At 59.3% G+C, this 22,694-nt stretch carries 19 protein-coding genes and 2 pseudogenes; 12 read left to right on the top strand and 9 right to left on the bottom strand.

Features of this window, described 5'->3' with window-relative positions:
* Positions 1-108: 108 nt before the first annotated feature.
* The 5 genes from ACYZTU_RS12290 to ACYZTU_RS12270 all read right to left on the bottom strand — a co-directional run bounded on the left by ACYZTU_RS12290 (position 109) and on the right by ACYZTU_RS12270 (position 6,212).
* A complete protein-coding gene (locus tag ACYZTU_RS12290; protein ID WP_461970468.1) occupies positions 109-930 on the bottom strand; it encodes a TIM barrel protein in 822 nt (273 codons plus the stop codon).
* A gap of 25 nt (positions 931-955) precedes the next feature.
* Positions 956-2,458 carry a CoA-acylating methylmalonate-semialdehyde dehydrogenase gene (locus ACYZTU_RS12285; protein ID WP_461970466.1) on the bottom strand — a complete coding sequence of 501 codons (1,503 nt, stop codon included), beginning with the start codon at positions 2,456-2,458 and terminating at the stop codon, positions 956-958.
* A 44-nt stretch (positions 2,459-2,502) separates the two neighbouring features.
* A complete protein-coding gene (gene iolB / locus ACYZTU_RS12280) occupies positions 2,503-3,312 on the bottom strand; it encodes a 5-deoxy-glucuronate isomerase (RefSeq protein WP_461970464.1) in 810 nt (269 codons plus the stop codon).
* The gene (gene iolE, locus ACYZTU_RS12275) at positions 3,312-4,202 is read right to left on the bottom strand and encodes a myo-inosose-2 dehydratase (RefSeq protein WP_461970463.1); all 891 of its coding nucleotides are present in this window, start codon (positions 4,200-4,202) and stop codon (positions 3,312-3,314) included. Before iolE ends, iolB begins: the two co-directional genes overlap by 1 nt.
* A gap of 72 nt (positions 4,203-4,274) precedes the next feature.
* Complete coding sequence (locus ACYZTU_RS12270; RefSeq protein ID WP_461970461.1) at positions 4,275-6,212, bottom strand: bifunctional 5-dehydro-2-deoxygluconokinase/5-dehydro-2-deoxyphosphogluconate aldolase; 1,938 nt, start codon at positions 6,210-6,212, stop codon at positions 4,275-4,277.
* 311 nt (positions 6,213-6,523) lie between these two features.
* Between ACYZTU_RS12270 and ACYZTU_RS12265 the strand changes: the two genes are divergently transcribed.
* Together ACYZTU_RS12265 and ACYZTU_RS12260 are read left to right on the top strand one after the other, a co-directional pair.
* Positions 6,524-7,444 carry a MurR/RpiR family transcriptional regulator gene (locus ACYZTU_RS12265; RefSeq protein WP_283183980.1) on the top strand — a complete coding sequence of 307 codons (921 nt, stop codon included), beginning with the start codon at positions 6,524-6,526 and terminating at the stop codon, positions 7,442-7,444.
* 75 nt (positions 7,445-7,519) lie between these two features.
* On the top strand, positions 7,520-8,131 hold the full coding sequence (locus ACYZTU_RS12260; RefSeq protein WP_461970459.1) for a glutathione S-transferase family protein: 612 nt from the start codon (positions 7,520-7,522) through the stop codon (positions 8,129-8,131).
* A gap of 233 nt (positions 8,132-8,364) precedes the next feature.
* Here ACYZTU_RS12260 and ACYZTU_RS12255 read toward each other — a convergent pair whose 3' ends face one another.
* Positions 8,365-9,303: a hypothetical protein gene (locus ACYZTU_RS12255; protein WP_461970457.1), complete on the bottom strand. Its 939-nt coding sequence runs from the start codon at positions 9,301-9,303 to the stop codon at positions 8,365-8,367.
* A 278-nt stretch (positions 9,304-9,581) separates the two neighbouring features.
* Here ACYZTU_RS12255 and ACYZTU_RS12250 point away from each other — a divergent pair, with 278 nt between their 5' ends.
* Positions 9,582-10,265 carry a response regulator transcription factor gene (locus tag ACYZTU_RS12250; RefSeq protein ID WP_461970455.1) on the top strand — a complete coding sequence of 228 codons (684 nt, stop codon included), beginning with the start codon at positions 9,582-9,584 and terminating at the stop codon, positions 10,263-10,265.
* Entirely contained in the window at positions 10,243-11,637 is a 1,395-nt protein-coding gene (locus tag ACYZTU_RS12245) for a sensor histidine kinase (RefSeq protein ID WP_461970453.1), read from the top strand. Before ACYZTU_RS12250 ends, ACYZTU_RS12245 begins: the two co-directional genes overlap by 23 nt.
* A gap of 72 nt (positions 11,638-11,709) precedes the next feature.
* Here the strand turns inward: ACYZTU_RS12245 and ACYZTU_RS12240 are convergent.
* Positions 11,710-11,847: pseudogene (locus ACYZTU_RS12240) on the bottom strand (SRPBCC family protein); the annotation flags it as partial.
* A 279-nt stretch (positions 11,848-12,126) separates the two neighbouring features.
* On the opposite strand from ACYZTU_RS12240, the gene ACYZTU_RS12235 reads away from it, so the two are divergent.
* The 7 genes and pseudogenes from ACYZTU_RS12235 to ACYZTU_RS12205 all read left to right on the top strand — a co-directional run bounded on the left by ACYZTU_RS12235 (position 12,127) and on the right by ACYZTU_RS12205 (position 19,736).
* On the top strand, positions 12,127-14,199 hold the full coding sequence (locus ACYZTU_RS12235) for a type VI secretion system Vgr family protein (protein ID WP_461970451.1): 2,073 nt from the start codon (positions 12,127-12,129) through the stop codon (positions 14,197-14,199).
* On the top strand, positions 14,196-15,050 hold the full coding sequence (locus tag ACYZTU_RS12230; protein WP_461970449.1) for a DUF4123 domain-containing protein: 855 nt from the start codon (positions 14,196-14,198) through the stop codon (positions 15,048-15,050). The genes ACYZTU_RS12235 and ACYZTU_RS12230 overlap by 4 nt, the downstream gene beginning before the upstream one ends.
* Complete coding sequence (locus ACYZTU_RS12225; RefSeq protein ID WP_461970447.1) at positions 15,047-15,820, top strand: hypothetical protein; 774 nt, start codon at positions 15,047-15,049, stop codon at positions 15,818-15,820. The genes ACYZTU_RS12230 and ACYZTU_RS12225 overlap by 4 nt, the downstream gene beginning before the upstream one ends.
* A gap of 12 nt (positions 15,821-15,832) precedes the next feature.
* Complete coding sequence (locus ACYZTU_RS12220; RefSeq protein ID WP_461970445.1) at positions 15,833-18,022, top strand: lipase family protein; 2,190 nt, start codon at positions 15,833-15,835, stop codon at positions 18,020-18,022.
* Positions 18,023-18,370: 348 nt separating this feature from the next.
* On the top strand, positions 18,371-18,718 hold the full coding sequence (locus ACYZTU_RS12215; RefSeq protein WP_461970443.1) for a DUF6124 family protein: 348 nt from the start codon (positions 18,371-18,373) through the stop codon (positions 18,716-18,718).
* A gap of 3 nt (positions 18,719-18,721) precedes the next feature.
* Positions 18,722-19,041, top strand: a pseudogene (locus tag ACYZTU_RS12210) (LysR family transcriptional regulator); the annotation flags it as partial.
* 377 nt (positions 19,042-19,418) lie between these two features.
* The gene (locus tag ACYZTU_RS12205) at positions 19,419-19,736 is read left to right on the top strand and encodes a DUF2388 domain-containing protein (RefSeq protein ID WP_461970441.1); all 318 of its coding nucleotides are present in this window, start codon (positions 19,419-19,421) and stop codon (positions 19,734-19,736) included.
* Between the two features lie 52 nt (positions 19,737-19,788).
* On the opposite strand, the gene ACYZTU_RS12200 is transcribed toward ACYZTU_RS12205, so the two are convergent.
* Positions 19,789-20,718: a pyridoxal-phosphate dependent enzyme gene (locus ACYZTU_RS12200; protein ID WP_461970439.1), complete on the bottom strand. Its 930-nt coding sequence runs from the start codon at positions 20,716-20,718 to the stop codon at positions 19,789-19,791.
* Positions 20,719-20,977: 259 nt separating this feature from the next.
* Here ACYZTU_RS12200 and ACYZTU_RS12195 point away from each other — a divergent pair, with 259 nt between their 5' ends.
* The gene (locus ACYZTU_RS12195) at positions 20,978-21,916 is read left to right on the top strand and encodes a GlxA family transcriptional regulator (RefSeq protein WP_461970437.1); all 939 of its coding nucleotides are present in this window, start codon (positions 20,978-20,980) and stop codon (positions 21,914-21,916) included.
* 37 nt (positions 21,917-21,953) lie between these two features.
* Here ACYZTU_RS12195 and ACYZTU_RS12190 read toward each other — a convergent pair whose 3' ends face one another.
* Positions 21,954-22,622 carry an HAD-IA family hydrolase gene (locus ACYZTU_RS12190; RefSeq protein ID WP_461970435.1) on the bottom strand — a complete coding sequence of 223 codons (669 nt, stop codon included), beginning with the start codon at positions 22,620-22,622 and terminating at the stop codon, positions 21,954-21,956.
* Between the last annotated feature and the right edge of the window lie 72 nt (positions 22,623-22,694).

Below are 22,694 nucleotides of genomic sequence, written 5' to 3'. Positions count from 1 at the left end.
CAAATCCGATCCCACTGTAGGAGCTGCCGAAGGCTGCGATCTTTTGATCTTGATCTTAAAAACAACATCAAAAGATCGCAGCCTTCGGCAGCTCCTACAGGGGAAGTGTCAACTCAGAGAGTTGTTCAGGTGATCCATGCTCGCGCCGATCGCCTGCTGGATATCCGCCAGGCCGTGGACACTGTCGGCAAACGGTTCGAACGACAGGTAGCCGCTGTAACCGCTGCTGAGCAAGGCGTCGATTTGTGCCGCGTTGCCGAGGATGTCGCCCTCGCCCACCAGCACTCGGTGGCCGTCGCGTAGGGTCGCCAACGGTGCCTCGGCATCCTCGACACCGGAGATGTGCACCAACCCGGTCAGCTCGGGGAAGAACTCATGCTCGCAGGCCAAGTGATGGTGAAAGGTGTCGTGAACCAGACGGAACACATCCAGCCCGCCGATGGCCTTGACCGCCTCCACCGCCGTGCGTTTACGACGCAGCGAGCACTCTTCAAAACCCAGCGGCTCGATGAAACCGAGAACGCCGTGTTCGCGCAGGATCGGCGCCAGTTCACTCAACGCTGTGCGCAGACCTGAAACACGTGCGGCCTCGTCACGCGGGTCGGCACGGTCGTTGAGCGGACACACGACCAATCCTTGAGCGCCGCAATCTCGGGCATAAGCGGCGAGTTTCAAGGCGTGTGCACGGCGCTCGTCATTCCACACATCAAACGGATACAGCGCGTTGATCGACAGCACGGTAATGCCGTTGGCGGCACACAACTCACGGACGCGCTCGGGCGCGGTGCCGTCTTCGATCTCGACGCCTCTAAGGTCGTTGCGAATTTCGATCGCGTCGGCTTTGAGGGCCACCGCCAACTCGATGAACGCGGGCAGGGACAACCGTGGGGCGACCATACGGTTCAGGGCGAAACGCAGGGGTTTGCTCATTATTGTTGTTCTCCGCACAGGTGAATTAGTTGGCCGTCGGCATACTGAATTCAGGGCCCTTGGCGATGCTGTCAGGCCAGCGCTGCATCACGCTTTTGTAGCGGCTGTAGAAACGAATTCCTTCCTCGCCGTAAGCGTGGTGATCGCCGAACAGCGAGCGCTTCCAGCCGCCGAAGGAGTGCCAGGCCATCGGCACCGGAATCGGCACGTTGATGCCGACCATGCCGACCTTGATCGTGCGGGCGAAGGCTCGGGCGATGCCGCCGTCACGGGTAAAACAGGACACGCCGTTGCCGAACTCGTGGGCGTTGATCAACGCGACAGCGCTGGCGAAATCCGGCACCCGAACAATGCCCAGCACCGGGCCGAAAACTTCCTGTTGGTAGATGCTCATCTCGGTCGTCACGTTATCAAACAGCGTCGCGCCGACGAAGAAGCCGTTTTCGGCGCCCGGCACCTTGAAGTTGCGGCCATCGACAATCAGCTGCGCGCCCTGGGCCACGCCTTCGTCGATGAAACCTTCGACTTTGGCCTTGTGCTCGGCGGTCACCAACGGCCCCATATCGCTGTTGCCGTTCAGGCCGTTGCCGACTTTCAGTTGATCGATACGCGGCAGCAGTTTGGCAATCAGTGGATCGCCGACATCGCCCACCACCACAGCAATCGAAATCGCCATGCAGCGCTCGCCGGCGGAGCCGTAAGCGGCACCGATCAAGGCATCAGCGGCTTGATCCAGATCCGCGTCGGGCATGACGATCATGTGATTTTTCGCCCCGCCCAGCGCCTGCACGCGCTTGCCGCGCGAGGTCGCTTGCTGGTGGATGTACTCGGCAATCGGCGTCGAGCCGACAAAGGAAATCGCCTCGATGTCCGGGTGTTGCAGCAACGCGTCGACCGCGGTCTTGTCGCCCTGGACCACGTTGAATACACCGTCCGGCAAACCGGCTTCGCTCAACAAACGGGCCATCAGCACACTGGCGGACGGATCACGCTCGGATGGCTTGAGGATGAAGCAGTTACCGGTGATCAGTGCCAACGGGATCATCCACAGCGGCACCATCACCGGAAAGTTGAACGGCGTGACGCCGGCACACACGCCCAGCGGCTGACGCAGGTTCCAGTTGTCGATGCCGCCGCCGATGTTGTCGCTGAACTCGGTTTTCAGCAGGTTCGGCGCACCGCAGGCGTACTCGACGATTTCGATGCCTCGGGTGACTTCGCCCTTGGCGTCGGAAAACACCTTGCCGTGTTCGCGGCTGATGATTTCTGCCAGCTCATCGTGATGAAGGTCGAGCAATTCCTTGAACTTGAACATCACCCGCGAACGGCGTAGCGACGATTGCTCGGACCATGCCGGAAAGGCTTTCAAGGCCGAGGCGACGGCTTCGTCGACAGTCTTCTGGCTGGCCAACCCGACGCGCGCCTGGACGCTGCCAGTGGCCGGATTGAAGACGTTGCTGAACCGCTCACTGCTGCTGTCTTGCACTTGACCGTGAATGTAATGGCCGATTACCGGGGCGTTGCTCATTGATCGTGTTCTCCGTGCAGACGTTGGAATTCAGGCTTTTTAGTTCAGAGATCAAGCAGCCAGCTGTGCTGCGGATCGTTATGGAACTGCCAGACACGTTTCGGGCCGGCCATCACGTTCAGGTAATACGACTCGTAACCGTACGGCACGCTGACCGGGTGGTAGCCCTTGGGCACGATCACGAGGTCGCTGTTTTCCACGGCCATGGCCTGATCGATGCTGCGATCGTCGGTGTACACCCGCTGGAACACGAAGCCCTGGGGTGGGTTGATCTGGTGGTAATAGGTTTCTTCAAGAAAGCTCTGGTGCGGCAAATCGTCGGTGTCGTGTTTGTGCGGCGGGTAGCTCGACGAGTGACCGGACGGCGTGCGCACTTCCACCACCAGCAGCGAATGGGCCGGCTCGGTGTCCGGCAGAATGTCGCAGACGTAACGGGTGTTGGCGCCTTTGCCGCGGACGCTGCGTTTCATGGTGTCGGGGTTGATCAGCCGTGGGCCGAGGCCGTTGCTCGTCGAACCGGGTGCGGCGCACACAGCGATCTGCACGTCGCTGAGCGCCACCACTTGCGCCTGACTGCCAGGCGGCAAGTACGCAGCGAAGGGCGATTTGTCTTCGAACACCGACTGGCGATCACCGATGTTGTCCCAGTCGAACGCGCCCTGCCCCGGTGCTTCGCCCTTGATGCTGACCCGACCGCTGAGTAGAACCAGGCACAGTTCTTTGTCACCGGCCGACACCGGCAAGGTTTCGCCCAGGCTCAAGCGGTAAGCGGCGAAGCCGACGTATTCCAGCTCACCTTCACCCAGTTCGACCATGGTCCGGCCACGGGCATTGCTTTTGACCAGCAGGCTCATCACTTAGTCCTCTCGTCGAGCAGCGTGCGCAAGGTGTCGTAACCTTTTTTGGCGTAGACATAGCTCGGCGCCACTGCCGGGTCCTGCTCGGCTTCGACCACCAGCCAGCCGTGGTAATCGGCCGCCAGCAGCACGTCGAGCAGGGCGCCGAAGTCGATATCGCCGTCGCCGGGCACGGTGAACGTGCCGTTGATGATGCAGTCCGGGAAGCTCCACAGGTTGTTGCGCGCCAGTTGCACCACCGGTTTGCGCACGTCCTTGAAATGCACGTGGCAGACGCGTTCGATGTGTTTGCGCAGCACCAGCAACGGCTCGCCGCCGCCCATATAGCAATGACCCGAATCGAACAGCAGACCGACTTCACTGCCGGTCAACGCCATCAGTTTGTCGATGTCAGCCGGGGATTCGACGTAGGCACCCATGTGATGGTGGTAGGCCAGGCGCACGCCTTGGGACAAGGTGAAGCGTGCCAGCTCAGTGAGCTTGTCGGCATATTCCTGCCAGGCGTGTTCGGTATGAAAACGTGGGCGTTCAACCAGCGGAATGTGCTGGCCTTGAATGGAGTCGGCGACTTCGCCGTACACCAGCACCTTGGCGCCGTTCTTGGCCAGCAGCTCGACATGGCTGCCGATGGCATCGATTTCTTCGGCCACCGAGCGGCGGGCCAGACGGCTGGAATACCAGCCGGACACCAGCGCCAGGTCATAAGGCCTTAGCACATCACCGACGCCCTTCGCGTCTTTGGGGAATTTGCCATTGAGTTCGAAACCTTCGTAGCCGATGTCTTTGCCTTCACTCAGGGCGGTGCTCAGCGGCGTCTCCCCACCGAGGGACGGCAGGTCGTCGTTGCTCCAGGAGATCGGGTTGATGCCAATTCGAATAGCGGGCATGGCTGCACCTTTTATTGTTTTCTAGATTTCCGTTGAGTCTGAGGCCGCGAAGAAAGATAACGCGGTGTCGCGTCAGGCCCGCGCCGTGCGCCAGGCATCGATCAGTTCGACGAACGTGCCCTGCACCTGACGGATCAGCGCTTCGTCATCGATTTCACCGGCCAGCCACGCGCGGCTCGGCTCCTGGAAAATCGTCCGGCCCACGGCGAAACCACGGCAGGTCTGGCTCTGGCTGGCCTGTTGAAACCCTTCGGCCAATGCCGCCGCCGGGGCATTCAGCCCCAGCAACACCACGCCACGGCAGTACGGATCACGCGCCTGAATCAGTTCGTCGAGTTGTTTCCACTCCTCGGCGCTCTGCGCTTCGATCTTCCACCACGCCGGGTAAATGCCCAGGTTGTAGAGGCGTTTGAGCGCGCGATACAGCACGTCCGGATGCGGCGATGGGTGATCCTTGGGCGGGATGATTTCCAGCAGCAGCTCATGACCGCTGACTTGGGAAGCCTGATACAAACCCTTGATCTGCGCTTCCTGTTCAAGTCGCAGCAGCGGCTCGTCGTCGGGGTGGAATTGCACCAGACACTTGATGATTTGTTCCTGCGGCCACGCGATCAGGTTGCTGCCAATGGAGCGCCCATGTTCGAACGCCAATGGCCGCGAGCCCTGCACTTCCACCGGTCGCGCCACCCACCAGCCGCGACCGGTGGCGGCGTTCAACGCGTCCTGACCGAAGCGTTGATCGGCCAGCAGCCCGACATCGGCCTCAATACCCTGCTCGCGCAAATCGGCTTCGACCCGTTCCACAGCCTTGATAAAAAGCTGCTTGAGTTCGCCAATAGCGCTCAGGTCGCGACCGCCCTTGTGCGCCAGTTCCACCAGTTGCCCGCGATGGTCGAAGGCAAAAATGAACAGTTGCTTCCACTGTTTGCGCGGCACGCTGACCTGATGCAGGCGTTGCAGCGTGGCGTCCTGGTCCGGCCGGGTAATCGGCACCGGGCTGTTGAACAGATAGTCGAGTTCGGCGCGGGTTGGCATGGCCGGGGCGCAGGCGTGACGCGACACCACCAGACCACCGCAGGCATTGGCCAACTGGCAGCAGCGCTCGTCGCTGGCGTCTTCCAACCAACCAGCGAGGAAGCCCGACATAAAGGCATCGCCGGCACCCAACACATTCAAGACTTCCACCTGAACGCCGGGATAAATGGCGCCGTCTTCGAGACGCACTGGAATCACCCCGTGAATCACCGTGCAGCCTTGCGGGCCGAGCTTGACCACTAACGTCGCCGCGCTCAGACGCCGGACATTGCGCAACGCGGTGAGCAAATCCTCGGAACCGCCGGCAATCAGAAACTCTTCCTCGGTGCCGACGATCAGGTCGAAACGCGGGAGGATTTTCTGCACATGCTGGCTGACGTTCTGGTCGGCGACGAAACGGGTTTCGCCGTCCGCCTTGCCGGCCAGGCCCCAGAGCACCGGGCGGTAGTCGATATCCAGTACGCGTTTGACGTTGTGCTTCTCGGCGTAATCCAGCGCCTGGATGCTCGCCGTGTAGACGCCGTCAGTGGAGAAATGGGTGCCGGTGATCAGCAAGGCTTTGCTGGAAGCCATGAAGGCTTCGTTGATGTCTTCGGCCCGCAGCGCCATGTCGGCGCAGTTTTCCCGGTAGAAGACCAAAGGAAAGGTTTCGCGATCCTTGAGGCCCAGCAGAACCATGGCGGTCAGGCGTTCCGGATCGACCTTGATGCCGCTGACGTCGCAACCTTCGCGGGCCAGGGATTCAACGAGGAAGCGGCCCATGTGGTCGTCCCCTACCCGGCTCAGCATCGCCGATTTCAGACCCAGCCGAGCGGTGCCGAAAGCAATGTTGGCGGACGATCCACCGAGGTATTTGGCGAAGCTGCTCACATCCTCCAGCCGCGCCCCGACTTGCTGCGCATAGAGGTCGACGCCAAGGCGCCCCAGGCAAATCAGATCCAATTGACGCCCACTGGCAAAACGAGTCTGGCCCATGTTGGCTCCTGTTATTTTTATCAGCCTGCGTTCGGGGCGATGGCCGCGCCGAACGCTCTTGGTGGATGCAGACTAAAACGTCGGGGACCGAACAATCAATAATTATTCCAATTATTTTTTACGTGGAATATTTATTCCAATAAACTTTGGTGAAAGCGTTACAGAAGCAGTGCATCGTTTCAGCAGACCTCGTACTGACTGCACGCTCAAGATTTTATTCCGGCCTACCCTGTAGACTGCGCACAGCCAACCTATTGTCAGGGGATGACGCTATCCGTCGTCCCTATAAGAACAAGCCAGAAGGATTCCTTATGACCCGCACCGATCAGCCGGCGACGACCGAGAGCACGCCCGACAGCGATCTCGCCAGCCCCCCGATCAATGCCGAGCGTCTGCTGCAACTGATCACCCACGAATACGAAAGCCTGCCGCGCCAGCTCAAGCGCATCGCCAGTTACATGAGCCAGCAGAGCGACCGGATCATGGTTGACCGCATCAGCGACATCGCCCGTGAGTGCGAAGTGCACCCCTCGGCGATCGTGCGTTTTTCCCAGCGCTTCGGGTTCAGCGGCTTCAGCGAAATGCAGGCGCTGTTCCGCGAGGCCTATACCCACAAGACCACGCCGGTTCAGAACTACCAGCAGCGCATTCGCAGCATGATCGCCAACAAGTCGCAGAAGGCCAGTGGCGGCGACCTGGCGCGCGAGTGCATCAATGCGACCCTCTCAGGGATCGAACGGCTGGGGCTGGAACTGGATGACCAGGCTTTCGACAAAGCTGTCGACCTGGTGGTGAATGCCGACAACATCTACGTGGTCGGGGTGCGTCGTTCGTTCGCGGTGGCCGACTACCTGGTCTACAACCTGCAGCACACCAACAAGCGTATTCATTTGGTCTCGGGGCTCGGCGGCAGCTACCGCGAGCAGATGCGCAGCGTGCGCGCCAATGACCTGGTGATCGCCATCAGCTTCACGCCCTACGGCAAGGAAACCCAGCATTGCCTGCGCATCGCCCAGCACAATCAGGCAAAAACCCTGATCATCACCGACAGCAACCTCTCGCCCCTGGCCAAGCGCGCCAACACCGTGCTGCTGGTGAATGAAGGTAGTTCGTTTGCCTTCCGTTCGTTGAGTGCGACGCTGTGCTTGTGCCAGGCGCTGTTCATCGCCGTGGCCTATCGGCTGGAATTGAAGGTCGATGAGATTCACGAACAGGTCGGCTTCGAGGATTAGCGCGTCGCCGGTTGCAGCGCGCGGAACCTCAGCTAAGGTAGTCCCTCCCGAATGGACATCTGAAGGAGCGGTTCAATGAAGTTAATCGGCATGCTGGATTCGCCCTACGTACGGCGCGTCGCCATCTCCGCCAAACGCCTTGGCATCTCGCTGGAACATCAATCGGTTTCGGTGTTTCGGCACTTCGAGCAATTCCAGCAGATCAACCCGGTGGTCAAGGCCCCCACCCTTGTGCTGGATGACGGTGAGGTGTTGATGGACTCGACGCTGATCATCGATTACCTGGAAGCGCTGGCCGATCCCGGCAAGCGTTTGATGCCGGGTGATCTCGATCAACGACTGCGTGCATTGCGCCTGATTGGCCTGGGGTTGGCGGCGTGCGAGAAGTCCGTGCAGATTTATTACGAACGCAGCCTGCGCCCGGCGCACATTCAATTTGAACCGTGGGTGGAACGGGTCGAAGGGCAATTGGCGGCGGCGTATTCGGCGCTAGAGCGGGAGCTGGAAAAGCAGCCGCTGAAGACAGACGGTTCGATTGATCAGGACGGAATTACGTTGGCGGTGGCCTGGAGTTTTACCAATCTGGTGGTGCCGGATCAGGTTGAGGGTGGACAGTTTCCGCTGATCAGCGCGTTTACCGCGTATGCCGAGGGGCTTGAGGTGTTTGTGTGTACGCCAATCGAGTAGATAGATTAAGGGCGCCTAATCTGGCCCCTTCGACTTGCTCGCGAATAGGCAGTCACATTCAATATCAAGGTGGCTGCCAGCCCGCTCACAAAAAAACGGCGCTTCCACCAGAGGTGGAAGCGGCAGAGGCATGAGCCCTAGTGGTATCAGGTGAACAGAGCGATCAGGATGATGATTGGGATGGGTATGCCAAGAAAGAGCAGCAGTAGTGAGCGCATGAGAGTTCTCCTGGGTTAACGAACAGGTACTGAAGTGGTGGATACATAAGCGTCGGTTTCGAGGTACTCGACCGCATCCCGACGACGACCACCGAAAGTTGCAGCAAGGCTGGCGAAGAACGCGCCAATCAGCAGTGCAATGAACATCCACAGCGAAGTCCAGGCAGCGACTTTGGCGGCGGTGTCGGCCGCTTGTTTGGTGGCGAGTTTGGCGTCGGCCACGGCTTTTTGAGCGCGGGCATACACTTCATCAACGCGACGTTCAGCGTCCGCTTGAGTGAGGTTGGTCCGTTGGGCGACCAATTGCGCCAGGTAGGTGCGATCTTCGGCAGCCAGCTGACCGTCGTTGCTCAGGCTGCGCACGAAGATGCGCGTCACGGTGCCTTGAACGGCGTCATCACTGACCGCAGTCGGGCGATCATCGCGGAACAGGCTGTCGACAAAGTAACCATACGGGTCACTGTTGGTAGTGCTTGCCGCGGTACCCGCCGCCAGCGTCGCGGCACTCGCGGCGCCACCGACCACACTCGCCCCGGCCTGCACGCCCCCGCCGACAATGCTGCTGACCGAGCCGACCACCAGCATCGCCGTCACCAGCGTCGCCACGCACCAGGCGAGAAAACCATGGGCGGTATCACGGAAGTAAACCTCATCACCGTGCATGTACGCCCACTTCACCCGCAGACGACCGGCGATATAACCGCCAAGCCCGGAAGCAATGATTTGCGTAACGGCCAGCCAGACAATCGTTGAAATACCCAGGCCCTTGGCGCTCACGCCTTCATGGGCCCAAGGCGACACCGCTGAAAAACCCAGGCCAAAGCCGAGCAGCACGAGGATCAGCGACAACGCCGCTGCCGCAGCAGCCCCGGCAAAAATCGCGGCCCAGGACACGCCAGAATGCGTGCTCGTCTCTTCGAAGGCAGGAGAGAAACCATCAGAGGATCTATTCATTGTTATATCGCTCCAGGCAGGAAAGATGGTGTTACAACTCTTCAATAAAGAAAGTGCAGTCACCGTGCCAGTCGCCAACTTTTAATAAATCGAGGTATTTCAATAGGTTATAAAATTTTTACTTCCAATGACCATGCAATTTGCAAGGATCTGCCATTTGCAGCGGGTTTTATGCATTGACCAAACAGGCGCCTGCATGAAGTTTTATTTAGAAAGCCTGCGCTCATTTCTTGGCAAAATGCCGCACACCATTGAGTTCTCCTAATCAGGCCCGCCCTATGACCCGCATCTTGACCATCGAAGACGACGCCGTGACTGCCCGGGAAATCGTCGCCGAATTGAGCAGCCACGGCCTCGACGTGGATTGGGTCGACAACGGCCGAGAAGGTCTTGCGCGCGCGGTCAGTGGTAACTACGACCTGATCACCCTCGACCGCATGCTTCCCGAGCTCGATGGTCTGGCGATTGTCACCACGCTGCGGACCATGGGCGTGGCCACGCCGATCCTGATGATCAGCGCCCTCTCCGACGTCGATGAACGTGTGCGCGGCTTGCGCGCTGGAGGTGACGACTACCTGACCAAACCGTTTGCCACCGATGAAATGGCCGCCCGGGTCGAAGTCTTGCTGCGTCGGCAGAACACCGTGACCGCCCAGGCCACCACGTTGCGGGTGGCGGATCTGGAGCTGGACCTGATCAGCCATGAAGCCAGTCGCGACGGTCAGCTGCTGACGCTGTTGCCCACCGAGTACAAATTGCTGGAATTCCTGATGCGCAACACCGGGCAGATTCTGTCGCGGATGATGATTTTCGAAGAGGTCTGGGGTTACCACTTCGACCCCGGCACCAACCTGATCGACGTGCACATCGGCCGGCTGCGCAAAAAAATCGACCCGCCAGGCAATGTCCCATTGATTCGAACCGTGCGAGGCTCGGGTTATGTCATTGCTGAACCCCTCTAACGGCTGGCGCTCTTCCAGCAGCCGTTTGCTGGCGCTCTACAGTTCGCTGTTCGTGCTCTGGAGCGGGATTCTCATGGGGGTCATGTACTACGAGGTTTCCGCTTACCTGGACAACCTGGCCAAACACTCGCTGATGCAACGTCAGCACCTGTTTTCGCACTTTTCGGGCGAACAACTGGCAGACGCCCTCGCCGTCAGCATGACCTTCGACATTCGCGGCATCGACGCCTATGGCCTGTTCGATAACCAGCATCGCTATATCAGCGGCGCTCTGCAGTACATTCCCGAAGGCCTGCCGCTGGACGGCAAGATTCACATGCTCAGCGACTGCGCCGATTCCGACGACCCGACCCTGCCCGTCGACAGCTGCGACGCGGTGGCGACCCAGACAAAGGACGGACGCTGGCTGGTGCTGGTGCGGGACAACGGTTCGTTGTTCGCCGTCACCCGAATCATCCTTCAGGCGTTGTTCTGGGGCGTGACGTTGACGATTCTTCCGGGCATCGCCGGTTGGCACTTGTTGCGCCGTCGGCCACTGCGGCGCATACGCGCAATTCAAGCCAGCGCCGAGGCCATCGTTGCCGGCGACCTGACCCGGCGACTGCCACTGTCCAATCGCCGCGATGAGCTGGACATGCTCGCCGCCATCGTCAACGCCATGCTCGAACGCATCGAGCGCTTGATGAACGAGGTCAAGGGCGTCTGCGACAACATCGCCCATGACTTGCGCACGCCGCTGACCCGCCTGCGGGCGCAGCTGTACCGGATTCAGCAGCAGGCTGACGACGGTTCGACGCTGGCCGTGCAACTGGATTCAGTGCTCGGTGAGGCGGATACCTTAATGGCGCGTTTTCGTGGGTTGCTGCGGATTTCCGAGCTGGAAGATCGTCAGCGCCGCTCGGGTTTTGTGCAGTTGGATCCGGTGCCGTTGCTGCAGGAACTGCATGAGTTTTATCTACCGTTGGCAGAAGAAGGCGAACTGGATTTCCAGTTGCAGTTGCCTGAAGGCTTGCCGCTGCTCAATGGCGATCGAGCGCTGTTGTTCGAAGCCGTGGCAAACCTGCTGAGCAACTCGATCAAATTCACACCGCCCGGTGGCGAGGTGGTTTTGCGTGGGCTCAATGAAGGCGGGCGTACGCGAATCGAAGTGCTCGATTCGGGGCCTGGTATTGCGGAGGCAGAGCGCGAGGCGGTGTTTCAACGCTTTTATCGCGCCGACGCTGGCAATCAGAAAAGCGGGTTCGGGCTGGGGCTGTCGATTGTCGCGGCGATTGTCAGCCTGCATGGGTTTACGCTGGAGGTGGGAAGCAGTGAACTCGGCGGTGCGCGATTGGTGCTCGATTGCCAGCAGAGCCTGATTCCACAGACCTGACCCAAATATCCTGAACCGACACATCTCCCCTGTGTGAACTGGTCCAGTAATTTTGGACATTTTTTTCGGTTCTCACTCCTCAACCTTTTCATCACTCACACCAACAGGCTCGAACCGCCCCGACCACTTCACCCGAGCCCCCTGCCCTTGCGCTTCAACCCGGATAGTCGCCAGATAGTCAGTGGCCGGAAACGGAGCCTGCAAAATAGACGGCCTTGACTCCGGCGAACCTGGCTGATCAGGAATGGATCGGCGTGTACCGCCAGAACGGTTTGGCTATCAAAGGTGATCCGCGCTGAAGCAACCACCGCTGGTTTGATTTGTAACGCCATTTTAGGAAGCGTCTGACATCAATTCCTGTGCGTCCTTGTTAGCGTTGCACCGAACCCGGCTTCGGGACGTTCTGTTGATCTGGCCATGGAAGGTCATTTACACGCGTTGCATCTACGTCCCGAAGCCTGTGCCACGCCACAGGAAAAGGAACCCTGGATGTTCAACGCAAACCCGCGCGCCTCTTTCAGCCTCACGATCAACGACTTCAAACACGACCTTCAGGTGCTCAGGTTCACCGGCAAGGAACTCATCAGCCAGCCTTACTCCTTTGAGATCGAGCTGGTCAGCGACAGGCGGGACCTGAACCAGATCGACCTGTTAAACAAACAAGCCTTCCTTGCCTTCAACGACGCAGGCAATGGTATTCACGGACAAATTCATTGCGCGGGCAAAGGCAGTCTCGGAAATGGCCTGACCCGCTACAGCGTGACGCTGGTGCCTCGTTTGGCGTACCTGGAGCACCGCATCAATTGCCGCATTTTCCAGCAAATGACCGTCCCGCAAATCATTGCGCAGGTGCTGGAAGGCCACGGCATCCATCGTGATTTCCACCAGTTTCAGCTGGGCAGCGCTTATCCGGATCGTGAGTACTGCGTTCAGTACAAGGAGTCCGATAGAGCGTTCATAGAACGCCTCTGCCAAGAGGAAGGAATGCACTACCACTTCCAGCACAGCCGCGAAAAACATGTGTTGGTGTTTGGCGACGACCAGACCGTTTTTCCCAGACTCGTCCGTCCAACGCGCTATAAGCATGACAGTGGCATGGTCGCCGAAACGCCGGTGATCAACCACTTTGACGTGCAGGTGAAAGCAGGCACCAGCCGCACCAGTCGCCGCGATTATGACTTCAACAAAGCACGCATTTTGCTGGAGGCCGAGAGCAGGTCAGATATTTCCCCGACTCAGCCGGATCTGGAGGATTACCAGTACCCCGGTCGTTTTACCCAGCGCGATCGCGGCAAGTTGTTGAGCCGACGCGCACAGGAGCGTCACGGCACCGAGTGCCGTGTGGCGCGGGGTAAAAGCGATCAACCGGCGCTGCTCTCCGGGCACTTCCTGCCACTGTCCGAACATCCGGACGAAGAATGGAACGACCTGTGGTTGCTGACCGAAATCGAGCATGAAGGTGCGCAGCCGCAGGTCCTGCAACAGTACGCGGCCTACACCGGCACCGGCGATGAAAACGGCTTTCAGGGTTATCGCAACCAGTTCCTCGCCACACCTTGGGAAGTGATCTACCGCTCGCCGCTGACCCATGACAAACCACGCATCGCCGGCAATCAGAGCGCAGTGGTGACCGGCCCGAAAGGCGAGGAAATCCACTGCGACGACTACGGTCGGGTCAAGGTGCAGTTCTTCTGGGATCGCGAAGGCCGTCACGACGATAAAAGCAGTTGCTGGCTGCGGATCTCCTCCCTCCTGGCCGGCAATGCCTTTGGCGGCGTCGCCGTGCCGAGAGTAGGCATGGAGGTCCAGGTCAGTTTTCAGGACGGCGACCCCGATCATCCTGAAATCAGCGGATGCCTCGCCAACAGCGCCAACCCGGTGCCCTACGAATTACCCGCCAACAAAACCCGCAGCGTATTCCGCTCCCGCAGCTCGCCGGACAGCACGGGGTTCAGCGAACTGCACGTTGAAGACCGTGCCGGTCAGGAATTGATTTACCTGCGCGCCCAGCGGGACATGGAACAGCGAATAGAAAACGACAGCCGTCTGGAGGTCGGCAACGAGCGGCGCACCACCGTCAAGGGTGACAGCGTTACCGTGCTGGAAGCCAACGAACATCGATCCACGACTGGAGACCGGCACACACAGCTCAAAGCCAATGACTACCTGCAAGTTGTTGGCAACAGTCACACCCACGCCGATCAATCGCTGGTGCTAGGCGCTGGCAGACTGATTTTTGCCGAGGCAGGTGATTATGTAATTTTTAAAGCAGGGTCAAGCTTCGCGATCGAAGCCGGTGGTGAATACTTGGTGGTAGGCGGCGGCGGAATTTTCGGCAGCAGCGAATTCCAGATTGGTGGGGCGCCCATGCGAGCGCCAGCCGCCTCACTCGCAATGCCTCGATCAGTCGATGGCCTGTCTGTGCCACCTGAACTGCCGCCTATGCTCGCGTCTTCCCAGCCCGCACTGATGGCGGCAAGCAACGCGTTGGCGGCGGACTTCTGCCCGATCTGCGAAGCCTGCCGAGATGGCGTTTGCCCAACGGAAGGAGCGGCCGCATGATCGACACGCTCCCCCGCCAATGGATGAGCGAACAGCGCCGCTCGGGCCATGAACTGTGCCTGGTGCTGGACTCGCAGAACGAGCGCGAAACCCGCCAGCTGTTAATGAAGTCCAGCGGACATAACCAGTACTTGAGCGTCTACAACGCTACAACCCTCGCGAATCTGGCCGATGCCGGTCCGTTCATCTTCACGCTGGATCAGTCCGGAGACAGGCGCCTCGACGACCTGCTGGATCATCCAGAACGCAACTGGGGCTGGCTCGCGAGCGTGGGAATAGGTGCCTTGCGCGAGTTGGTCAATCACTGGCAACAACGGTTGATTGTCGGGACGCGTCCCTATCAGGCGCTGTACCGCTTTCACGACAACCGAGTGTTGAGCCGCGCGCTAAAACATCTACCGCCTGAAGAATATCCGGCCGTCCTCGGCCCGGCGATCAGCGTTTGCTACTGGGATGGCACAGCCTGGAACACCGCTCAAAACCCTGCCCCCGGAACGTACCCCGTGCCGGACAAACCACTCTGGTTGCGCACGCCCCTGCCCCAACCGCAGGCCTCGGAAATTCGCCGGCTCAACGCCCATCGTTACTTGCTGGCCGAGCATGTTGAGGCCTACGCCAACCTCGCAGAACTGCATGACCCTGACGCGTGGTTGCGTGAGCGCTTGGCCCTAGCAGATACGTGGGGCTGGTTGGAGCCGGAGCAGTTGGAATTTCTATTGATTCAGAGTTTGCAGGCGCCAGGTTTTACGTTGTCGCCGCAGTGGGAGGTGCGGGGTGATGAGAGTCCGGTGGTGCACTTTGATAGGGTGCGGCAGTTGGTGGGTCTTGGGCAGGGAGATGCGCCGTTATGAAGCGGATAGCAGGCATTGCAGGTGTGGCTTGTTGTCTTGCGTTGGTCACGGGTTGCTCTAGTGGCCAACCGAACACATTCACCTTCACCGCCGATTTACCGCCCGATTTTGCCTATCAGGCCATCGCCGAGTACGTGCCCGCCAAAGGTGAAACATGCACCGTGCCGGGAGGGAGAAATACAGCAGTCGGGTACAACATGAAGTGGCGTGAAAGTTACACGCCGAACTCTGAAATCGCTATGTACAGGACAGTCAGTGGCTGTCCGCTGGTGATCCGGCGCATCAACCTGGAAATCAACTCTTCGTATTGGACACATCGGGGTGATTTCGGTGGGGACAGCGCAATGGTCATCGTCCGCGATGACCTGGAGGAACAGTACAAAGGCACGTTCAGTGAAGCTGGTGAAAGCACTTTCTACGGTCACTGTCAGTGGCTGTTTCGCACTGCGGGTGCGCAGCGACGCATTGTCAAAATTCTCGATTGCAAAACAGCGAACGCCCGAGGCGAGCCGGAACGTGGCCACCCAGTTTCGGGGTACAGCCTCGATCAGTTGAAAGGCAAAACCGTAAAAATGAAGATCACGTTGGCCGCGGAGGAAAGACCTGGTTGGGGTGACACATGGGTCGAAGTACCCGGCGGATGGAAGCGCTGCATGGGAAAAGGTTTTGAAGATCAGGATGCTTTCTGTTTTGGAAATCGCTCTGATTTCAGCACTTTCAAAATGCCAGATGGCCGCATCTGCACCATTTACCCCGGCTGCACGGAATAAGGAGATTTGGACATGACATCTATGGAAAAAGAGCTGGCATCACCATTGAGAAGCAGCGTGCTGACATGCCCCTTACAAGGTAAATGGAGCAGCTTCCAACTGGTCGACGAGTTCGGTTCAGGCGAGCCGTACTCGGGGCTGACTTATTCAGCAACTGACTCTGAAGGCCAGAAATACACTGGGCACCTAGATATCACAGGGACGGGCAAAGTCAGCAACCACTTTGCGGGACCAATTGCGTTGGTTCTCGACCAGAAATATGAAGGGGAGGAAACCGTATATGTGCGAGCCCAAACAAGGCCGCACTACCCGCTCAAAATTACTGAGCTTCAGGTCCGCGCCGAACAAACCCGCTATCTGAATCAAAACTCAACCCGCACCCGGACGAACCCGGCACAAGACTGCGCAGATGAGTTCCTCCAAGTAGAAGTACGTCACTTGGTCAAGCATGTTTCACACCTGCCGCCCGAGGTCTATCGTCATTATCCCCATAGCCCGAACCGAGCAAGAACCATGGGTGAACATGGGAAGCTCGGCGTTGTGCTGATGCCCCTTAAACACACGGTTCTGGAAGTGCGTCCTCTGCGAGCGTTGCGACCAATGCTGTCGACCCACCCGGAGTTTTGTGCGCTGAATCTCTACCAGCTCGCGCTGATGGCTACGCTGAGTTATTGCCCTTTCGGGCAGCAGCCAGACGGTCATCCGGTTAAAACGACGACCGTGACCTTCCCTATACAACCCAGCGTGGGAAGTTGGTTCGGCGATGCGTTGGCCAAGTTTGATGAGTTGTGGCGTGTCGATGCGGCGCAAAAAAGAGCCTTCTACCCACTGTATGAGGATGTGCCGTACTCCAAGCGTCTGGAAATCGTGCCGTTCGATCCAGGCCTTTATGAGGTCAACGAACTCAATCAAGAAAGCGATCAGGAACACCCTGCCAAAATTCACTTTCTCGATGACAGAAAACTTGGCGCAGAGTCGACCGATACCCAAGCGTTCATCACTCACAACGATGAACTCATCCTGATCGCTGTGCGCGGCACCGCGCAATTCAAGGCGGATGTACTGCGCGATGCCGACGCCTACCAAGTGCCGTTTGAAGACACCGACAGCAAAGTACATCGAGGCTTCTATGAATCCGCGCGGGTGGCTTACGAATTCGTCGTTAAATACCTCGAAAAATTTTACGCCGGACAGAAGCTCATGATTTGCGGCCACAGCCTCGGTGGCGCCGTCGCATTGCTGCTCTCCGAAATGCTGCGTCGTCGCCCGGGCTTCGACTACACCCTCCAGCTCTACACCTACGGCGCCCCCCGCGCAGGCGACGCGAACTTCGTCAAAGGCGCGAAGGACCTGATCCATCACCGCATCGTCAACCACAACGACCCGGTGCCGAGCGTGCCCGGCAGCTGGATGGACACCAAGGCCGGTGTGTACGGGGCGGGGCTGGCCTTGACGTTTGTCAACGTGCCGGCTGGTTTGTCGGTGTTCTTTGCGGGTATCACTAACTGGACAGGCGAGCCGTACGATCACCATGGCTCGTTGAGGCACTTCATGCCGGTGGAATTTGCTCGTGGGAAAATATCCGCGATCCTGTGGGACCCTGGCTGCGACACCATCACCCAACATGCGGCGTGCTCCTTGGCGATTCAGCAGAAAAACGGGCTTACGCATCGGCCGCCATTGCTGGCGCAGATCTTCCAGGCCGGGAATCATTTGATGACCGGCGGGTACATTCCGGCGTGTTGGGCCGTTCTGCTGCGGTGGAAGGAAGCGCACGAATCGAAAAGGTCGCGGGTTACAGATATCGAGTTCAATTGGGTCGCCGGGGCGCTGGCACGAATCACCCGGCAGCTCAGGGATGAAGAAGATAATTTGCCGGGACGTTCGGATGCTTACGCTCGCACCCGAGAGAACGACATCCGCGCATTGAGACTTGAACGGAGCAAGATTGAGGCCACAGTCAACCGACTGAAAAAGATTCGTCCTGAGAGGGTTAGCACACAAGACCTTTACGGATCGCTGTCAGAACAACTCGAGGAGCTGACGAAAAACGTCGATCGTTGGCTGGCTCATCCTGAAAACAAGGTCAAGGACCCATTGGCCATGGCGCCGGTGGACTCGGATGGCGATGCGCTGATGTCTTCGACCTATGGGCATACCATCGGGGCACCGCACACGCTGGATATTGATTCGTACCGTTAAACATCCCGTGTTTAAAAGCCTTCCAAGTAACTTCCCGAGAGCTACAGCGTCTTGCGTCATTGCCTACGGTTACGCCAGAATCCGCCGGCTTGTGCGCTTTGGGCCTGGGCTTTATCGTTTTCCGGTCGCTGAATAACAGCGACGGGGTTTGGTAGCCCCGGGTTATACAAGGTGCAACGCATCGCCATTTGGGGCATTTTTTGTCTCGGCTTTATGGTGGTCATGCACAGGGCGCCTTCGGGCGCGCCGGTTTCCTTGTGCCCGGTCTACCAACCTGCGTATGGCCGCCACCCTTCGTTTGGTAGCGAGGGTGATGGCTCCTCGTTTGTCGCATAAGGAGTTTCATCTATGTTCAAAGTAACGCCCAACCCGCCGGACACCGATCCCGCATCCCCCTCCGAAAACCCCGATTCAGAAAAACTCCACGAAGACCCCGACCGCGTCCCGTTCTATGCCGACATCCGAGCCACCCCGCGCAGACTCACAACGATGTACGTCATTGATCCGCACATCAACACCGAAGACCTGTTGGCCAACGCTTGCGAGTCGCTGGCATCCGCCCATGTCATGACCATGGACTTGGCAGATCGCACGCAGGGCCCCAGTCGCAACACTCTGCTGGGCATCGCGCAAGTCATCATGCTGGGTGAATTGACGGTGAACCGGGCGCTGGACCGACTCGACCCGATCGAGTAGCCGATGACTCGGCGCTATCCAACTATGGGAGCGATCCTGAAGTTCGAAAAGAACCTGACCCGGGCCGGGGAGAAACTGTTCCTCGGCCAGCCCGCCGTCAGTGCCTCACTGGCCAAGTTGCGCGATCTGTTCGACGACCCGCTGCTGGTGCGTAACGGTCGTGTCCTGGAGCCGACCCATCGAGCCTGACAATCCTCAAGGAATTGCAGCCGGCGATGGACAGCATCTCCGGCGCGGTCAGGGCTTCTCCGACGACGCCGAGTTCGGCGGCCAGCACGTTGATCGAAGGCAGCAGCCAGTTGCGTGCCGACGACCCGCCGTTTGACTGTCCGAACTGTCCATGGTCTGGAACGGCGTCTCTTGAAGCCATGCCCTCGGCCTTCGAGGTGGGCCCGGTCACTTCGCCGCGACGCGATCTGTGTAGCAGCTGGCGAAGCCTGCGTTCGACTGCGCAGCAGTCGTATAACCTGCGCGTTTTACCTGATAGACCGCAATGCCTGAATTGACGACTGCTGCGCAGCCGAACGCAGCCTCGCAGGCTCGGCAGCTGCTACGAGGATCGCATCGTGTGTGCGGCGAGGGACTGAGCATTTTCAGTCTTTGGACTGATCACGCATCGACAGGGAACTCCTGACGACCGCCACGCATCCTAATAGATGAGGTACTTCCTTTTTTGCTTCACGTTTCAGAGGACACCGTCATGCGCCGTCTGATTATTATCTCTTCCCTTCTGCTGTGTTTACCCTTCGGCTCCGCTATGGCCAAAGTGGATACAGGCGATGTCGCCACGTCAGCCGGGGTTTCCGCATCGCTGTACTCGACGTTCAAGGATGACAAACGGGTGATTCCGGCCCGAGATGACGCCTCCAGCTTCGTTGCCAGTGGCGGCGCAATTCGTGGTGTTTATCTGGAGTCCTACTTAAAGCAGATTCGTCAGGAGCACCCAGGCCTCAACGCCAGCGACGAAGACCTGGCCAGAGCAATCCTCGTCCAGGAAGGTGTTGCTGCGGGTCAATGAAGGCTGAAAAAGTAGCGGTGGGGCTCGCGACACCCGGATAGCGTTTGCAGCCCTACCTTGCTTCAGCGCCTGATAAACGCGCCCAACCCGCCACCAATTGCGCGCTGATGCTCACGCCGCCGCATACCACAATCACTGCATCATGGGCATCGGCAATCGCCGGATGGTCCAGATATCCAACCGCCAACGAAACGCCGCACGCCGGCTCGACCAACTGACGCAGGTCGTTGGCGTAACGGACCACGCCCATGATCGCCTCGTCATCGCTGAGCACCACACATTCGTGCGGAAAATCGACGATATGCTGCACCGGCCAGGCAGCCACCCGGGTCGCGCCGAGCGACCTGGCGACCGTATCGATCCGGGGGAATATGACCGGATGTCCGGCACTGACAGCGGCGGCAAAAGACGCAGAGCCCTGGGTTTCACAGGCGATGATCCGGCAGTCCATGCGATTGTGGCGGATCAAGCCGGTGAGAATCCCCGCCAGCAAACCTCCGCCCCCTACCGACATAACGAACGTATCGACCTGAGGACAATCCTCAAGAATTTCATCGACCATCGTGCTGTGCCCTTCCCACAGCACCGGGTGATCGAAGGCTGGCACGTATTCGGTGTCTGCGCCCTGCGCGAGTTCCTTGGCCCGTAGATTGGCTTCGTCCCAGACCTTGCCATGGACAATCACCTCGGCACCGGTTTTCCTGATCCGTGCGCGGGTGGTTTCCGGCGTGGTGTGCGGCACCACAATGCAGGCTTTCAACCCCAGGCTGGCAGCAGCCATGGCGGTGGCAAACCCGGCATTGCCACCCGAAGGACAGATCACTTTGCGTTTACCCTGCTTCGCCGCCTGGCTGCACAAGAGCCCTATTCCGCGAAGTTTGAATGAGCCACTGGGTTGCAGGTTTTCCAGTTTGAGCCAGATTCGTCGGGATGGGGTCGACAGGTCTGGATGCAGAATCAAGGGCGTTCTGATGTGAAGCATTTGTGGAGCTCCGTAAGGGTGAACGGTCCTTATCCAAGCTTAGTTCACCCTGCCCCGGCGGTGACCGTCTCAGCGATAACGCGGTGCCGCCGTAGAATGGCCGAACAAGCCTGAAAGCGGTTGGCGCTGGACTTCGTAGGCGTCCCACTTATCGCCGTCGTGCAGGCCCGGAAGGGTCACCACTTTGCCGCTTCTCCACGGAGCGGCCGGTTTCGTTACTCAGATGGTTTTTAGGACATGACATTTTGAGGACACCTCAATGACTTCCGTAGCGTTTGTAGTGTTTGAAGGGTTCCAGTCCATGGCGCTGGCGGCCATGCCGGTGTTCGAGTACGCCAACTTCAGCGCTGGCGAGATGCTCTATGAAGTGAGCGTGGTGTCCGAAGATGGCCGCACGTTGCGTGCCTCCGGCGGTTTGAATGTCGGCACCCAGGCCTTTGGTGAGCAGGTGTTCGACACGGTGATCGTGGTCGGCGGAGATGCCATCCTCGAGCAGGCGCCCGAAGGTGTGCTGAGTTACCTTCGCGACAGCGTTAAAACCACACGGCGCACGGCGTCGATCTGCTCCGGAGCGTTCGTCCTGGCCCAGGCGGGTTTACTCGACGGACGGCGGGCCACCACCCATTGGGCTTATGCACGGGAGCTGCAAGCGCGGTTTCCATCGATCAAAGTGGAAGAAGACCGCATCTACGTCGTCGACGGTTCGATATGGACCTCCGCCGGGATGACCGCCGGCATCGACCTGGCGCTGGCCATGGTTGAAAAGGATCACGGCGCCGCACTGGCCCGTTCCGTGGCGCAGAAACTGGTGATGTACCACCGCCGCGCGGGAGGCCAGTCGCAGCACTCGGCGCTGCTTGAACTGGAAGCGAAATCCGACCGAATTCAAACCGTCCTCGGCTATGCGCGAGAGCACCTCACCGAGACGTTATCGGTGGAGCACCTGGCGGACGTCGCGCGCCTCAGCCCTCGGCAATTCAGCCGGGCCTTCCGGGCGGAAACTGGTCAATCGCCGGCCAAGGCCATCGAAAACCTGCGTCTGGAAACGGCGCGTCAGATGCTGGAGCGCGGGCGGCTGACCCTCGATCAAATCGCCGAAGAGTCGGGCTTCAGCGATTGTCGCCGCATGCGCGAAGCCTTCCTTCGGGCGTTCGGGCAGCCGCCGCAGGTGATTCGGCGTAATGCCCGTTCGGCGTAGGATGCCTGTTGCTGGCAGCGGCTACGCTGCTCCCACATTAGATTTTCTGTAGGCGGACATGCCCGTCGGGGTCCACTAGCGTGATAACTATCTCATAGCTGGTGAGCGTGGCATGCGGGGTCTGGAGCGGATGGTCGTGGGTCGCGGTCACCACGATCAGGTCCGCGCCCGCCGCTTCAGCCGCGAGAATGCCTACGGTGGCGTCTTCGAATATCAGGCAATCGGCCGGTTTAACGCCCAACCTCTCAGCCGCCAGTCGATAGCCCGCGGGATCGGGTTTGCCGGCACTGACGTCTTCGGCAGTGACCATCACCAAAGGCTCCGGAATGCCCGCCGCAGCCATCCGTCGCAGCGCCAGTGCCTTCGGCGCCGAGGTGACGATCGCCCATTGGTTGGCGGGCAGGGACTTCAGAAAGTCTGCCGCGCCAGGCACCTCAATGATCCCCTCGACATCCTCGATTTCTGCCTCAGTGATGAACGCCGCTTCAGCCTCGACATTCACCCCCGGCAACGCCAGACGATTGATGGTGTCGATGGCGCGAACGCCATGGATGGTTGGCAGGAAGGTGTCGACATCGACGCCGTGGCGCAAGGCCCAGGCCGCCCAGATCCGCTCGGCAGCGGCGATGGAATTGAGGACGGTGCCATCCATATCGAACAGAAAAGCGCGGTATGGGGTGTTGAAGACGGAGTCGTGAGCAGACAAGGGGGGGCTTCCTCTCGCAAGTGCCAGGCGGGTTCGCCGAGCAATGTAGCATTTGCGAGGCCGCTGAGTTCA

The sequence above is a fragment of the Pseudomonas sp. HLT2-19-2 genome, from assembly GCF_054898005.1.
This window is presented reverse-complemented; position numbering and strand designations above follow the sequence as displayed.